The organism is Bacillus haynesii, from assembly GCF_014042035.1.
In the GTDB taxonomy this organism is placed as follows: Bacteria; Bacillota; Bacilli; order Bacillales; family Bacillaceae; genus Bacillus; species Bacillus haynesii.
In genome coordinates this window covers 2,628,463-2,644,961 of sequence record NZ_CP059494.1, presented here as the reverse complement: position 1 = coordinate 2,644,961, position 16,499 = coordinate 2,628,463, and the positions used below count along the sequence as shown (strand labels likewise).

General features: G+C 51.1%; 4 protein-coding genes. 3 read left to right on the top strand and 1 reads right to left on the bottom strand.

What is annotated here, in order from left to right; translation table 11 throughout:
• Positions 1–6 precede the first annotated feature (6 nt).
• Genes licB through licTE form a run of 3 tightly spaced genes read left to right on the top strand, consistent with a single transcriptional unit; the run spans position 7 to position 15,416 of the window.
• Positions 7–10,767, top strand: coding sequence for a lichenysin non-ribosomal peptide synthetase LicB (gene licB, locus H2R00_RS13000; RefSeq protein WP_182069347.1), 10,761 nt, complete (start codon positions 7–9; stop codon positions 10,765–10,767).
• A 56-nt stretch (positions 10,768–10,823) separates the two neighbouring features.
• Entirely contained in the window at positions 10,824–14,672 is a 3,849-nt protein-coding gene (gene licC / locus H2R00_RS12995; RefSeq protein ID WP_182069345.1) for a lichenysin non-ribosomal peptide synthetase LicC, read from the top strand.
• A gap of 3 nt (positions 14,673–14,675) precedes the next feature.
• The gene (licTE, locus tag H2R00_RS12990; RefSeq protein WP_182069343.1) at positions 14,676–15,416 is read left to right on the top strand and encodes a lichenysin biosynthesis thioesterase LicTE; all 741 of its coding nucleotides are present in this window, start codon (positions 14,676–14,678) and stop codon (positions 15,414–15,416) included.
• A gap of 47 nt (positions 15,417–15,463) precedes the next feature.
• Here licTE and H2R00_RS12985 read toward each other — a convergent pair whose 3' ends face one another.
• Complete coding sequence (locus tag H2R00_RS12985; RefSeq protein ID WP_182069341.1) at positions 15,464–16,375, bottom strand: DMT family transporter; 912 nt, start codon at positions 16,373–16,375, stop codon at positions 15,464–15,466.
• Between the last annotated feature and the right edge of the window lie 124 nt (positions 16,376–16,499).

Sequence of the window (16,499 nt, the reverse complement as noted above, 5' to 3'; positions counted from 1 at the left end):
TGCCTTATGGGGAAACAAAAGATTCAAAAGGTGTATCCTTTGACACCGATGCAGGAAGGAATGCTGTACCACGCAATGCTTGATCCGGAATCTTCCTCTTACTTCACACAGCTGGAGCTTTTCATAGACGGGGAATTTGATTTGGGGATCTTTGAAAAAAGCGTGAATCAGCTCGTGCGTTCATACGATATTCTCAGAACGGTTTTTGTTTATCAGCAATTGCAAAAACCGCGCCAGGTTGTCCTGGCTGAACGGCAGGCAATAGTGGAATTTGAGGATCTTGCGGACTTGGATGAGGAAAGGCAAAAAACCCGCATTGACCGGTATAAACAAGAGGTACAGGCGGCCGGGTTTAATTTGGCGAAAGACATGCTGTTTAAAACGGCGGTCTTTCGGCTTGACCGGAAAAAATACCATCTCGTCTGGAGCAACCATCATATCGTGATGGACGGCTGGAGCATGGGGATATTGATGAAACGCCTTTTTCAAAACTATGAAGCGTTTCGAGCAAACCGGACGGTTCCGCTTGATCAGGGAAAACCGTATGCGGACTATATTAAATGGCTCGGCCGGCAGGATAAGGATGAAGCGGCATCCTACTGGGAACACCGCCTTTCGGGTTTAGAAAGCCCGAGCGTCATTCCCGGCGGAAAAACGCAGCCGGATTCAGGATCGTACCGGAACGAGGAGTTCACGTTTGTTTGGGACAAAGACATGGTGGATGCTCTTCAAAAGGCGGCAAACCGCTATCATGTCACAGCTCCCAATCTTTTTCAGGCGATTTGGGGAACAGTGCTTGCTAAATATAACAGATCCGAAGATGTGGTGTTCGGCACGGTTGTGTCCGGGCGCCCGTCGGAAATTGACGGAATCGAACATATGGCAGGGCTGTTCATCAACACGATCCCCGTCCGTTTAAGGGTCGATCAAAACGCATCGTTTGCCGAGCTGTTTAAACAAGCACAGCAGCATGCAATTGACGCGGAGCGGTACGACTATCTCCCGCTCTATGAGATTCAGAAGCAATCGGCATTGGACGGCCGCTTGATCAGCCACCTTGTCGCGTTTGAGAACTATCCGCTTGATAAAGAGCTGGAAAGCGGAACGATCCATGAGCGGCTCGGCTTTTCTATCAAGGCTGCCGGAGCTTTTGAACAAACGAATTACGACTTTAATTTGATCGTTTATCCGGGAGCGGAGTGGACGATCAAATTGAAATACAACGGCGAAGCTTTTGACGCGGCTTTCATTGAGCAGGCCGCAGGGCATTTAACGAGACTTGCAGAAGAGGCGATTGCAAATCCCGAATCAAAAGCAGGCAGCGCCGATATGTTATCAAAACAGGAGCAACAAACGCTGCTCGCTTTTAATCAAACGAAAACCGGTTATCCAAGAGAAAAGACGATTCCGGAGCTGTTTGAAGAACAGGTTGAAGCGTCTCCTGACAAAACGGCTGTTGCCGCTGACGGAAGAAGCCTGACTTACCGCAGGCTGAATGAGAAAGCCAATCAGCTCGCGAGAAGGCTGAAAGCAAGAGGCTTGATGCAGGGAAATGCCGCGGCCATTATGATGGAGCGGTCGCTTGAAGCAGCCGTCAGTATGCTGGCGGTACTGAAGGCAGGCGGCGTGTACGTACCGATCGATCCCGGATATCCTGAAGAGCGGATTTGCTTTTTGCTCGAAGACAGCGGGGCAAAGATCGTCCTTACAAAAGACAGTACGCAGATTTCACTGGAAGGGTATGAGGTGCTCGCTGCAAATGCGGTGGATGCAGAAAAAGAAGATACTGCCAACCTTGAACATGTCAACAAACCCGGAGATCTTGCCTATTACATTTATACATCCGGATCGACGGGCAAGCCGAAGGGCGTTATGGTCGAACACCGCAATATCGTCCGTCTTGTCAAAAATGCGGGCTACATCCCGCTGAAGAGCGGCGTGAAGATGGCACAGACGGGGGCCGTCAGCTTTGATGCCAGTACATTTGAAGTATTCGGCGCGCTGCTAAATGGAGGAACCCTTTATCCCGTCCCGAAAGAGACGCTCCTTGATGGAAAGCGGTTCAAAATGTTCCTGAAGGAAACCGGCATCACAACAATGTGGCTGACTTCGCCTCTTTTCAATCAGCTTGCTCAGCAGGATCCGGGAATGTTTGCAACCTTGAATGATCTGATTATCGGCGGAGATGCCCTTGTTCCTGGAATCGTCAACAGAGTCAAACGCGAATCGCCGGAACTCTCGCTTTGGAACGGATACGGGCCTACTGAAAATACAACATTTTCGACCTGTTTTCTCATCGATCAAGCATATGAGAGAACGATCCCGATTGGAAAGCCGATCGGAAATTCAACCGCCTATATCGTTGATGAATACGGCGCGCTTCAGCCGATCGGCGTGCCCGGCGAGCTGTGTGTCGGCGGAGACGGGGTGGCCCGCGGCTACTTGAACCAGCCTGAGCTGACAGATGAAAAGTTTGTCGGCGATCCTTTTGCCGAAGGGAAGCGGATGTACCGCACGGGCGACTTGGCAAAATGGCTTCCCGACGGGAATATCGAATTTCTCGGGCGGATCGATCATCAAGTGAAGGTTCGCGGCTTCCGGATCGAATTAGGCGAGGTTGAAGCGGCTTTAGCCCGCCTTGAGGGTGTTTCAGAAGCTGCCGCTGTCATTCGGGAAAACAATGCCGGAGAAAACGAGATTTGCGCCTATTACACTGCAGTTGGCGCGAGGCCGGCCGCACAGCTGCGGACAGAGCTGTCCCGGTCGCTTCCGGAGTATATGATTCCGGCTCATTTGATCGAACTCGACAGCATGCCGCTGACAGCCAACGGAAAGGTTGACAAACGTCAGCTTCCGGTTCCTATCGCTGAAGAGACTGGTAGATTCGAAGCACCGAAAAATGAAACGGAGGAAATTCTGGCGGCAATCTGGGAAGAGATACTCGGCATCAAGCAGCCGGGAGTCGATGACAACTTCTTTTCCATCGGCGGACACTCGCTGAAGGCGATGATGCTGACAGCCAAAATACAAGAGCAGCTCCAAAAAGAGGTGCCGATTAAAGTATTGTTTGAAAGACCGACGATCAGAGGGCTCGCCGAATTTCTTCAAGGGGAAACGAAAGAGAAAACCGCTCCGATTGCGCCGGCGCCGTCCCGTCCGAATTATCCGGTGTCGTCGGCCCAACGGCGGATGTATATCCTCAATCAGCTAGAAGAAGCAAGCACGAGCTACAATGTGCCGGCGGTTCTGCTTTTGGAAGGCGAATTGGATAAGGAGCGTCTGGAAGCCGCGTTTCGGGCCTTGATCGACCGCCATGAAACATTGCGCACATCGTTCGAATTAATCGATGGAGAAATCGTTCAAACCATCCATCAAGACGCAGTTTTTCGCCTGACGGAATCAGTGGCTGAAGAAGCGGAAGCCGAAGCGGCGATCAGAGAATTTATCCGGCCGTTTCAGCTGGATAAGGCGCCGCTCGTCCGAGCGGAGCTCGTAAAGCTTGAAGAAAAGCGCCACCTGCTGATGATCGATATGCACCACATTATTACGGACGGAAGCTCCACCGGCATATTGATTCGCGACCTGGCCAGCTTCTACCACGGAGAAGAGGCGCCTCTTCCTAAGCTCCACTATAAAGATTTCGCTGTGTGGCAAAACGGGCCGGAGCATCAGGAAAAATTGAAGGAACAGGAACAGTATTGGCTCGACATTTTCAAAGGCGATCTGCCTGTTCTCGATCTGCCCTACGATTTTCCGCGGCCGTCAAAACGCAGCTTTGAAGGCGACCGTGTCGTCTTCGGAATCGATCAAAAACTGACGGCAGACATTCAAAAGCTGCTTTCTGAAGCTGATGCGACACTTTATATGTTCCTGTTGGCTGCATTTAATATCTTGCTTTCCAAGTATGCGTCACAGGATGATTTGATCATCGGATCGCCTGTGGCAGGCAGAACCCATCCGGATCTGCACAACATTCCGGGCATGTTTGTCAATACGCTGGCGCTCCGCAATCGTCCCGAGGGGGAAAAAACGTTTAAGCAGTTTTTGCAGGAAGTCAAAGAGACAAGTCTTCAAGGCTTTGCCAAGCAGGACTATCCGCTTGAAGAACTGATTGAAAAACTGCCATTGCCGCGGGATACAAGCCGAAATCCGCTGTTCAGCGTCTTTTTCAACATGCAGAACATGGAAGTCCCGACGCTGAAACTCGGAGATTTGCAGATTTCGTCTTACTCGGTGCGCCATCGCACAGCAAAGTTCGATCTGTCGCTTGAGGCCGTGGAGCATGATGGCGAAATCGGTTTGAGCTTTGACTATGCCGTATCCTTATTTAAAGAAGAAACGATCAGGCGCTGGAGCGGCCACTTCTTAAATGTGATTAAAAAAATCTGCGAAAATCCCGGAATTAAGCTTCGGGACATCGAACTGCTTTCAGTCAAAGAGCGCGCACTTCTGCTGGAAGAAGGGAGGCACAGCCGGGCAGAAAGCCTTGAGGAGCGGCCGTTTCATGTACGGTTTGAAGAAAAGGCGGCCGAAATGCCTGATCGGCCGGCCGTTGTCTGCGGGGAAACAATTCTCACATACCGCGTGCTCGATGAAAAAGCAAATCAGATCGCAAATGTGCTGCGCAGTGAAGGCATCGGAAAAGACGATGTTGTCGGCATTATGCTGGATCGTTCTGCAGAGGTCGCCGCAGCGATTCTCGGCGTGATGAAATCAGGAGGCGCTTTTTTGCCGATTGATCCGGAAATGCCGACGAGCAGGGTGCAATATATGCTGGAAGACAGCGGAGCCCGCTGGCTCTTAACAGAACCTTCCCATCAAGCGGATCTCGCTGATTGGTATACCGGGAGATTGATAGATGTCAGAAAAGACACGCTGATGGCAAGTAATCAACGGCCGCAACCAATCATAGACGGATCGAGTCTGGCGTACATCATCTACACATCCGGAACGACCGGCCGGCCGAAAGGCGTTCAGCTCGAACACCGCAATCTGGCAAACTATGTTTCCTGGTTTATCAGTGAGGCGCGCCTGTCAGCTTCGGATAAAACGATGCTTTTGTCTTCCTATGCGTTCGATCTCGGATACACGAGCCTTTTCCCGGTGCTGCTCGCCGGGGGAGAGCTGCATATCGTCCCGAAAGAAACGTATACAGAACCGGAGGCATTTACTCATTATATCGGTGAACAAGGGATCACATATATCAAGCTGACGCCGTCGCTTTTCCATACGGTCGTTCAGCCGCAAAGCTTCGCTTTGGCAAAGGGGCTTCAGTCATTGAGACTGATCGTACTCGGGGGAGAAAAAATTAATTCGAAAGATGTGGAGCGGTTCCATTCCCGCTTTCCGGACACCAGATTCATCAATCATTACGGTCCCACGGAAACGACGATCGGTGCGATCGCTAAAACGGTCGGACCGGGCATGATCCGGCAATTCGCCCAGCGCCCGACGATTGGACGGCCGATTTCGGGTGCCGGAGCACTGGTATTGGACGCTTCCCGCCGTCTTGTGCCTGCCGGAGCGGCAGGCGAGCTGTATATAACGGGAAGCGGGCTTGCAAGAGGATATGTGAACAACCGGGAACTCACGGCTGCGAAGTTTATCGAAAATCCTTACACACCGGGCACATTCATGTACCGGACGGGGGATCTCGTCCGCCGTCTTCCGGATGGTGAGATTGAATTTTTGGGGCGGACGGATGATCAGGTGAAAATCCGCGGCTACAGAATCGAATTGAAAGAAATCGAAGAAGCCTTTATCGGGCTTGATGATATAGAGAGAGCGGTCGTCCTTTCCTTTACGACTGACTCGGGGTTAGACGAGCTGTGCGCTTATATTCAAGCGAAACGACAGCTGCCGGTTTCCGAACTGAGAGAGCGTCTTTCCGAGCGGCTGCCGTCGTACATGATCCCTTCATACTTCGTAACCGTGGATGAAATGCCGCTTTCGGCAAACGGAAAAGTGGACCGCAGCGCGCTGCCGGAGCCGCAAGGTCTAAACGGGCGAAGCGATTCGTATAGAGCGCCGTCAACCGAATTTGAAAAAGCCCTCTGCGGCATTTGGGAAGAGGTGCTTGACGTTCGGCCGGTCGGACTTGACGACAATTTCTTCGATCTCGGCGGACATTCATTAAAAGGAATGATGCTGACAGCGGAAATCCAATCCAGGCTCGGAAAAAAAGTACCGTTAAAAACGTTGTTCGATTGTCCGACAGCCGGCTTGCTCGCCCGCAGTATCGAAGCATCTGAAGGACAGTCAGAACAAAGCGGGATTCAGCCTGCCGAAAAACGCGACTGGTATCCGGTTTCATCCGCTCAACAACGGATGTATGCCCTCCATCATTTTGAAAAGAACGGAACGGGCTACAATATGCCGTCTGTGCTCATGATGGAAGGCGAGCTTGATACGGATCGTTTAAGACGGGCATTTGCCGACTTGGTGAACCGCCATGAATCATTGCGGACCGCATTTGTTGAAATCGATGGCCGTACCGTTCAAATTGTGCATGAAAAAGCGGACATTGACTTAAAGGTTATTAATATTCATGAAGAGGACGCAGAAGCGGAAATCAACCGCTTTATCAGACCGTTTGATCTCAGTATGGCTCCGCTGATCAGAGCCGAGCTGCTCTCCATCAGCTCTGCGCGCCATCTGCTTTTGATTGATACGCATCATATTATTGCGGACGGCGTTTCCAGAAGCCTTTTCGTCAAAGAAATCGCACACCTTTATAAAGGCGCTTCGCTCCCTGAGCCGAAGCTGCACTATAAAGATTATGCGGTGTGGCAGCAAGAACCTGACCAGCAAGAAAACATTCGGAAACAGGAAGACTTCTGGCTCCGTCAGTTTAAGGAAAGCGTTCCGGAACTCAGCCTTCCGCTCGACTTTCCGCGTCCTCCTGTCCAAAGCTTTGCCGGGGACCGGGTTCACTTTAAAGTATCAAAAGACACCGCCCTTAAAATCCGCCGTTTGACGGCGGAAACGAACACGACGCTGAATATTGTAATGCTCGCCGTTTTTAACCTGTTTTTAAGCCGCCTTGCCGGCCAAAAGGATATTGTTGTCGGCTCAGCGGCAGCGGGCAGAACGAATGCTGATCTGAAAGACATGCCGGGGATGTTCGTCAATTCGTTGGCGCTGAAAAACCATGTACCTGATCAAGCATCATTCAGCGAGTTTTTGGAAGAGGTGAAAAACAACAGCCTCACAGCCCTCGACCATCAGGACTATCCGTTTGAAGAGCTGATCGCCAAGCTTGATTTGCCGCGCGATATGAGCCGAAATCCGCTGTTCAATGTCATGCTGACAACGGAAGATCCTGATAAAGAGACGCTCGATTTAGACGGTCTGACAATCAAGCCGTATGAGATTTCACATGCCGCTGCCAAGTTCGACCTGACCCTGGGGGCTTTTGAAAAAGAGCATGAAATCGGTCTTCAGTTCGAATATGCAACAGACTTGTTTCAGAAACAAACGATTGAACGCTGGGGCGGATATTTGCTTAACCTGCTCGAAGCGGTTGCCGAAAACCCGGATGCCCGCATTTCAGAGCTTTCGCTTCTGGATGAAGCGGAAAAACGGCGGATCGTGTACGAATGGAATGACACAGTGCTTGACGTGCCGCAGGACAAAACGGTCCATGGGCTGTTCGAAGCACAAGTCCTCCGCACGCCTGACCGTGGGGCAGCCGTGTACAACGGCGTGGAGTGGACGTACAAAGAGCTGAACGCGCGGGCGAACCGCCTGGCCCGCCTGCTGATCGAAAAAGGGGCTGGTTCTGAACAGCGGATCGGGATCATGGTCAGGCCTTCGCTTGAAATGGCCGCCGGCGTGCTCGCGATTTTGAAAGCGGGAGCGGCCTATGTGCCGATCGATCCCGGCTATCCGGCCGAGCGGATCGGATACGTGCTGAGAGACAGCGGTGCAGAGCTGCTTTTGACGCAAACAAACTTAGCCGTACCTGGAGAATTCAGCGGTGAAACGCTTCTTCTCGATTCGATACTGAGCGAAGAAATCACAAAAGATGATGAAGTGAACCCGCAGGCAGGTACACAGCCAAACAACCTGGCATACTTGATCTACACATCGGGCACGACAGGCCAGCCGAAAGGCGTCATGGTCGAACATCAGTCGCTCGTGAACTTGTGCTATTGGCATAATGATGCATTCTCGGTCACCGAACAGGATAAAAGCGCGAAATATGCCGGCTTTGGCTTTGATGCTTCCGTCTGGGAGATGTTCCCGTACTGGATCGCTGGAGCGGAGCTTCACATCATCGATGAATCGATCCGGATGGACATTACGCGCTTGAATCAATACTTCGAAGAGAACGGGATTACGATCACGTTCCTGCCGACACAGCTTTGCGAACAGTTCATGGAGTTAGACAACAAGTCGCTGCGCGTGCTGCTCACGGGCGGAGACAAGCTGAAACGGATCGAAAAACGGAATTACACACTTGTCAACAACTACGGGCCGACGGAAAACACGGTCGTTGCGACGAGCACGGCGATCGATCCTGATGAAGGGATGCTTTCGATCGGAAAGCCGATCGCCAATACCCGGGCGTATGTGCTTGGACAAAACATCGAAGTTCAGCCTGTCGGCGTCGCGGGCGAGCTGTGTATCGCCGGCCGCGGGCTTGCGCGCGGCTATTTGAACAAGCCGGAGGAAACGGCGAAGCGTTTTACGGAAGACCCGTTTGTGCCGGGCGAGCGCATGTACCGGACGGGGGATGCGGTCAAATGGCTGAAAGACGGGCGGCTTGAGTACATCGGCCGGATCGACCAGCAGGTGAAAATCCGCGGCTTCCGGATCGAGCTTTCTGAAATCGAAGTCCAGCTTTCGCGGCTTTCTGAAGTTCAGGAAGCAGTCGTCACCGACATCGAAGATGCCTACGGCAACAAAGCGCTGTGCGGCTATGTCGTTTCGGACGAACAGCTTGATCCGGAAAGCCTCGCCCGCAAGCTGGCGCAGACGCTCCCGGACTATATGGTACCGTCATTCTGGGTGCAGCTTGATGAGCTTCCGGTTACGGCGAACGGAAAAGTCGACCGAAGGGCGCTGCCTCAGCCTGATGTCGAAACGCAGACTGCCGAATACAAAGCACCGCGCACGGAAACGGAACAGCTGTTGGCCGACATTTGGCAGGAGGTTCTCGGTATAGACCGAATCGGAATCAGCGACAATTTCTTCGCGCTCGGCGGGGACTCGATCAAAGGAATTCAGATGGCAAGCCGGCTTCAGCAGCACGGGTGGAAGCTGGAAATGAAGGACTTGTTTCAGCATCCGACGATCGGAGAGCTCAGTGCTTATGTTCAAGCGGCTGACAATCAGCCGATCGATCAAGACCCTGTCGAAGGAGAAGTCACACTGACGCCGATCCAGCGCTGGTTCTTTGAGCGCCGATTTACGAACGAGCATCACTGGAACCAATCGGTTATGCTTCACGCCCCTTCAGGGTTTGACCCGGGGCTTGTCGAACAGACATTGGCGGCATTGACAGAGCATCATGATGCCCTGCGCATGGTGTATCAAAAGAGTACCGGCCGTCTCATTCAATATAACCGCGGGCCGGGTGCAGGTTCGTTCGCCTTTCGAGTGGTTGATCTTCGATATGTCACCGACATTGAAACGGAAATCGCCGCCCAGGCAAACCGTCTCCAGGCAAGCCTTGATCTCGAAAACGGGCCGCTTGTAAAGGCTGAACAGTATCAGACTGCGGAAGGCGACCATTTGCTGATCGTCATTCACCATTTGGTGATCGACGGCGTGTCATGGCGGATTCTGCTGGAAGACTTTGCATCAGGCTATTCGCAAGCCGCACAGCAGCATGACATTGTCTTCCCTGACAAAACCAATTCGTTTAAAGACTGGGCTGAAAAGCTTGAGGCTTATGCGCAAACCGAACGCTTTCTTAAAACAGCCGATTATTGGCGCAGACTTGAACAAGAGCGCATTTGTGAGCTGCCGAAAGATCGCGCTGCCGCAGAAAGAAAAGCAGAAAACACCTCTGCCGTTAAGTTTGAATTAAACGAAGCGGAGACGCGTCTGCTGCTGACGAAAGTGCATGAGCCGTATGGAACGGATATCAACGACATCCTGCTTTCCGCCCTCAGCCTGACAATCAGGGAATGGACGAACGACTCCAATATTTGCATCAATATGGAAGGACACGGCAGGGAGGAAATCATTCCAGGGATCAATATTTCGAGAACGGCGGGGTGGTTTACCGCACAATATCCGGTTATTTTAAAAAGCGAAGCAGCGGCAGGATTGCCTGAGACCATTAAAAACGTCAAAGAAACCCTTCGGCGCATTCCTGATAAAGGAATCGGCTACGGCATCCTTCGCTACTTAACAGACCGGAAAAAAGTCGGTGCCGATTTCTCGATCAAGCCTGACATCAGCTTTAACTACCTGGGGCAGATCGACAGGGAGGTGCAGACCGACTTCTTCGGGCCTTCTCCTTATGATATGGGAAGACAGGTCTCTGAAAGCTCTGAAGCACTCTATGCGCTGAGCTTCAGCGGCATCATCAGCAAGGAAAAACTCATCTTGTCATGTTCATTCAATACAGAGGAATATGACAGGCAGACCATACAGGAGCTCATGGACAGATTCAAAGCATTCCTAACGGCATTGATCGACCATTGTACAGCTAAAGAAGAGCGCGAATTTACACCGAGTGACTTTTCTGCCGGCAATCTTGAGATGGAAGAAATGGGCGATCTGTTTGATGTACTTGAAGAAAACTTGAATTAACCACTGAGGACTTGCCCGCTTGCCAAGCGGGCGAGCCTATGAAAGGGGGAACGATCTTGAGCCAATTTAAAAGAGAACATGTCCAGGACATATATTATTTGTCGCCGATGCAGGAAGGGATGCTGTTTCATACGCTGCTGCATCCGGGACAAGGATTTTATATTGAACAAATCAGCATGCAGGTGAAAGGCTCTTTTCAAAAAAATGTATTGGAAAAAAGCATGAATGTCATCATCGGCAGGTATGATATATTCCGAACCGTTTTCGTTCATGAAAAAATGAAACGTCCGGTTCAAGTCGTTTTAAAGGAAAGGTCATTTCAGGCAGAAGAAATTGATCTATCAGGACTTTCTGAAGCAGAACAAAACGAGAGAATTGAAGATTATAAACGAAAAGATAAAGAAAAAGGGTTTAACCTCTCAAAAGACATTCCGATGAGAACCGCGGTTTTTAAGAAGGGACAGGATCGTTACGAATGGGTGTGGAGCTATCACCATATTCTTCTTGACGGATGGTGCTTCGGCATTGTCGTACAGGAACTGTTCGAAGTGTACCAAGCGCTCCGCGAAAATAAGCCATACAGCCTCGGGCCCGTCAAACCTTACAAAGAATATATTAAATGGCTCGAAAGTCAGGACAAACAAAAATCGCTGGCCTACTGGGAACATCATTTAGCCGGATTCGAAGGGCAGACGACGTTCAGCGAACAACGGAAAAAACCGGAGCAAGCCGGCAATCAGCCGGAAGAACTGCTGTTTACCCTTCCAAAAGAAGATACAGAAGCGTTCACACAGCTTGCAAAGGCGCATCATACCACGTTGAGCACGGCTCTTCAGGCGGTGTGGTCGGTGCTGCTCAGCCGCTATCAGCGATCCCGCGATCTGATCTTCGGTACAGTTGTGTCAGGCCGCCCCGCTGACATTCAAGGTGTCGAGCATATGGTCGGTTTGTTTATCAATGTCGTCCCGAAACGCGTGACCTTTGGCGCGCAAACGACATTTACGAAACTGGTCGCCGATTTGCAGAAGCAGGCGCTCGAAGCTGAGCCGCATCAATATGTGCCGCTCTATGATATTCAAAGTCATATAGCAGCGCCGAACTTAATCGACCACATTATCGTTTTTGAAAATTACCCGCTGCAAGAAGCCAACAAACAGCAGGAAGAAAAAAATCTCGGCTTCACAATGGACGATATCAGCGTTTTTGAAAAATCGAATTATGATCTGAATTTGCTCGCCTCACCGGGTGAAGAAATGCTGCTGAAACTTGCATACAATCGGAATATCTTTGAACCATCTTTCATCTTGCAGTTAAAAGAACAGCTTTTGACAGCCATTCGCGAGATCATTAGAAATCCGGAGCAGCCGCTTGCCGACATTTGTGTCGTTTCCACGAAGGAAAAAGAGCGCCTTCTCCATGAATTTAACGGTCAAGTCCAACAGAAGCCAACCGGGCTGACGATTCCGCAATGGTTTGAGCAATATGCTGAAGCGCTCCCGGAACAGCCCGCGGTATCAGCGGCCGGGCGGACGCTGACATATCGGGAATTGAACGAACAGGCGAACAAAGTCGCGCATCTTTTGCGCAAAAAGAACGTCGGCCGCGGCGAACCCGTCGCTCTTTTGTTCCGCCGTTCGCCGGAAATGGTCATCGCACTACTCGCCGTCTTAAAAGCAGGGGGCGCCTATCTGCCGATTGACCCGGAATATCCTGAAGCGCGGATTCAGTACATGCTGGAAGACAGCGGGGCTGTTTGCATGCTGACACAAGAAGAGCTTGCCGGGCAGGCGGCGTCGCTTTCTTTTCATAAGAATACGATCTTGATCGACGATCCGGCGGTGTCTGCAGAAAGCGGGCGGAACCTTGAAATCGCAGCCAAGCCGGACGACCTTGCTTATATCATGTATACGTCAGGCACAACGGGAAAACCGAAAGGCAACCTGACGACACATGCCAATATTACAAGGGTTGTAAAAGAAACAAACTACATCAGCCTTTCCGAGAAAGACACCTTGCTGTCCCTTTCAAACTATGCGTTTGACGGCTTCACATTTGATGTGTACGGCGCGCTGTTAAACGGAGCAAAGCTGGTGGTGGCTGATCAGGCGACGATTCTCCATATCGGCAAGCTGACAGAAACGATTCAGAAGGAAAACATCACGGTCATGTTTGTGACAACGGCGCTGTTCAACCTGCTGGTCGATGCCGGAACAGAGTGGATGAAAGGGATTCGCAAAGTCCTGTTCGGCGGAGAGCGCTCATCTGTCAGCCATGTCAAGAAAGCATTTGCTGCCATGGGGCCGGACAGAATCATCCATGTATACGGGCCGACGGAAACGACCGTCTTCGCGACGTTCTATCCGGTCAACCGCATGGAGGACAGCGCGGTATCCATTCCGATCGGCAAGCCGATAAACGAAACGAATGCATACATTCTGACGGAAAATAACCGGCTTCAGCCGATTGGAGCGGTGGGTGAATTGTGTCTGAGCGGTACAGGGGTATCGCGCGGCTATTTGAACAGGCCGGAACTGACTGCGGAAAAATTCGCGCCGCATCCGTTTAACAGCGGTGAAACGATGTACAGGACGGGGGATCTGGCCCGCTGGCTGCCGGACGGCAATATCGACTTCATCGGGCGGATCGATGACCAAGTGAAAATCCGCGGACACCGGATTGAGCTCGGTGAAATCGAAGAGGAGCTGCTGCGCTGTCAAGGCGTAAAGGAAGCGGTGGTAACTGCCATGAAAGGCGGGAACGGGGATGCGGCGCTCACCGCTTATGTCGTCCCCGTGCAGGGAGCTGAGATTTCGAACGAGGAGGTTCGCCGCCAATTGGCTCGGAAGCTTCCGGCTTACATGGTGCCGGCTGCATATATCACGCTTGAAGAGCTGCCGCTCACCGCAAACGGAAAAGTCAACCGCCGCCTTCTTCCTGAAGCCGATGGCCGGCCGAATTCAACAGGGCATCGTGCACCTCGGAATGCTACGGAAGAAAAGCTTGCGGTGATTTGGTCTGAGGTTCTCGGCAGACAGCAGATCGGAATAGACGAGAACTTTTTTGAAATCGGCGGACATTCATTGAAAGCCATGGCCGTCACCTCCCGGATGCTGAAAGACCTCGCCATCGATGTTCCGGTGAATGTGTTGTTTGAAATGCCTACAATCGAGGGTCTCGCGGCTTATATCGACCAAGGCGGACATGCGGATGACGTGAAAAAAACCGTCTTCAATCAGGAAAGCACCCGCCATTTGTTCGCCTTCCCGCCCGTCCTCGGATATGGCATCATGTACAGCAAACTGGCCGCACAAATGCCGGAGTACAAGATTCATGCGTTTGACTTTATAGAAAGCGATAACCGAGCCGTGCGCTATGCCGAAGCTATCTCCGGCCTTCAGCCTGAAGGACCGCTGACATTGATCGGCTATTCAGCCGGCTGCGGACTTGCCTTTGAAGTGGCGCAAGCGCTCGAAAAGAACGGGCGGAAAGTCGAAAAGCTGCTGATGATCGACTCATATATGAAGAATGATGTCAGCGATTTAGAAGGGCGGTCAATTGAAACCGATACAGCTGCCCTGATGGAAGCCAACAAGGACAATGAATATATGAAAATCAAGGCGGTTGCCGATGGCATCGCTAAAAAGATGACAGCCTATTATTCTTACTTTGTCAATCTTGTTCATCAAGGAACGGTCAGCTCCGAGATTATCTTGATCAAATCAGAGCAGGCGAAACCGCTCCCGGCATGGCTTTCGTCGTGGAAAGAAGGAACGGAGTCTTCTTATGATGAATATCAAGGAGTTGGAAGACATGATGAAATGCTTGCGGACGGCTTTGTCAAAACTAATGCAGATCTGATCAGACAGATTTTGGGCGAACGTGCCGCTGTAATCGGAGGTGCATGATGCATGGACGAGATCATTAAGCAGTTTGGAGCGCCGGCAAGCGGCATGCAGTTGATCTGTTTCCCGTTTGCCGGGGGATACTCGGCATCATTCAGGCCGCTTTATGAACATTTAAAAGCAGATTTTGATATGCTGGCGATCGAACCGCCTGGACACGGAACAAATCGAATGGCGCTTGTCGACAATTTGGAAGAACTCGTCGATCTGTATATAGCGGCGCTCAAGCCGAGGCTTTCCTCCCAATTCGTGCTGTTCGGCCACAGCATGGGCGGCATGGTTGTTTACAGGTTGGCGCAAAAGCTTGAACAGGAAGGGATCTTTCCGGCAGCCGCGGTGATTTCAGCGATTCAGCCGCCTCATATTCAGCGGCAAAAGGTGTCTCACAAAAATGATGACGCATTTCTCGACCATCTCAGCCAGCTTGGCGGAATACCTCAGGAACTGGCAGAGCACAGGGAAATCATGAGCTTTTTCCTGCCGTCATTCAGAGCGGACTACAGAGCGCTTGAGACGTTCTGCCATACGGATCATACGCCGCTCAGATCGCCTGTTCATATCCTGAACGGAGATCGTGATGAGAAATGCATGAAGGATGCGCTTGGCTGGAAAAAGTGGGCGCGTACGATCGATTTCCACTATTTCAAAGGCGGACATATGTATCTTTTATCAGAAACGGAACAAGTAGCCGCCAAGATTAAAACGATTGCCGCGGCCAGCCGCAGGGAGGCTGGTCCGGCAATTTAAAGAAAAACGGAAAATCGGTGTGTTGAAACAGCCGATTTTCCGTTTTTTTAGCTTTTTTTCAGCTGATTTTCCGGCTGAACCATCGTCGCTCCGATCATTCCGGCAATGATCATCCCCGTTCCTGCGAAGTGAAACCATTCGAGTGATTCTCCCAGCCATATGATCCCCGCTAAAATCGTCACCAGTGTCGCCAGATGATTAAACATGCTGATTTTCGCAGCTTCTATTTTTGACAGAGCATAATTTGATAAAAATGATGTCGCAAACGATGACAACACACCCAAATACAAAACCGAAAGAACAAACACCGGATCAGTGAAGGGGGCAAAAAATCCGCTCAGCGTGCCGTCTGACATGTGACTGATCCCGGCGATGCCGTTGAAAAAAAGAAATCCCGCACCCGTTGTCACATATGTTAATTCAAGCGAGCTGAAGGTGCGTGTCATCTTTCTGGCGAGCACACTGTAGCCCGCCGATGAAAGCGCCGAAAGCAAAATCAGCGCCGCCCCTCTCAAATCGGAACTTCCGGTGCCTGCACTTTTCATCATAAAGATGCAGGCCACCCCCGCCGCTGACAAGACGGTGAAAAAGAATTGCCGCTTCGTAAACCGCTCATTTAAAAAATAAGCGGCGAATATCATCGTAAAGATCGGGATCGCCGCTTGAATGATGCCGGCTTCAGACGAAGACGTGTAGACGAGCCCGAAAACTTGAAAAGCAAAAAACATGACAGGATAAAATAAAGCTAAAGGCAGCACCTTCAGTGCGTCTTTTATGCTGATGGCGATCTTCACCCATCCGAGCAGAAGGGGAAAGAGCGCAGCCAAAAAAGCGACCGTAAAGCGATGGGCCAGAATGTCGACCGGACTCGCTGCAGTGAGAGCTAATTTGACAAAGAAAAAGGAAAGCCCAATGATAAAAGCATAGAGCAAAGCTGCCGCATAAGCAGTTTTGTTCAAAGTCGATCATCTCCGTTGAGTATGCATGCAATACAGATATTTTACCGGCTTCTGTCATCTTATACGGAAGCGAAATCTGATACAATACAAAAAAACGGAATCTGTACCGTTACAGATTGGCGAA

Excerpts from the sequence above, each read along its gene's own strand:
- licB (WP_182069347.1), top strand. The coding sequence starts at position 7 with ATGGGGAAACAAAAGATTCAAAAGGTGTATCCTTTGACACCGATGCAG.
- licTE (WP_182069343.1), top strand. The coding sequence starts at position 14,676 with ATGGACGAGATCATTAAGCAGTTTGGAGCGCCGGCAAGCGGCATGCAG.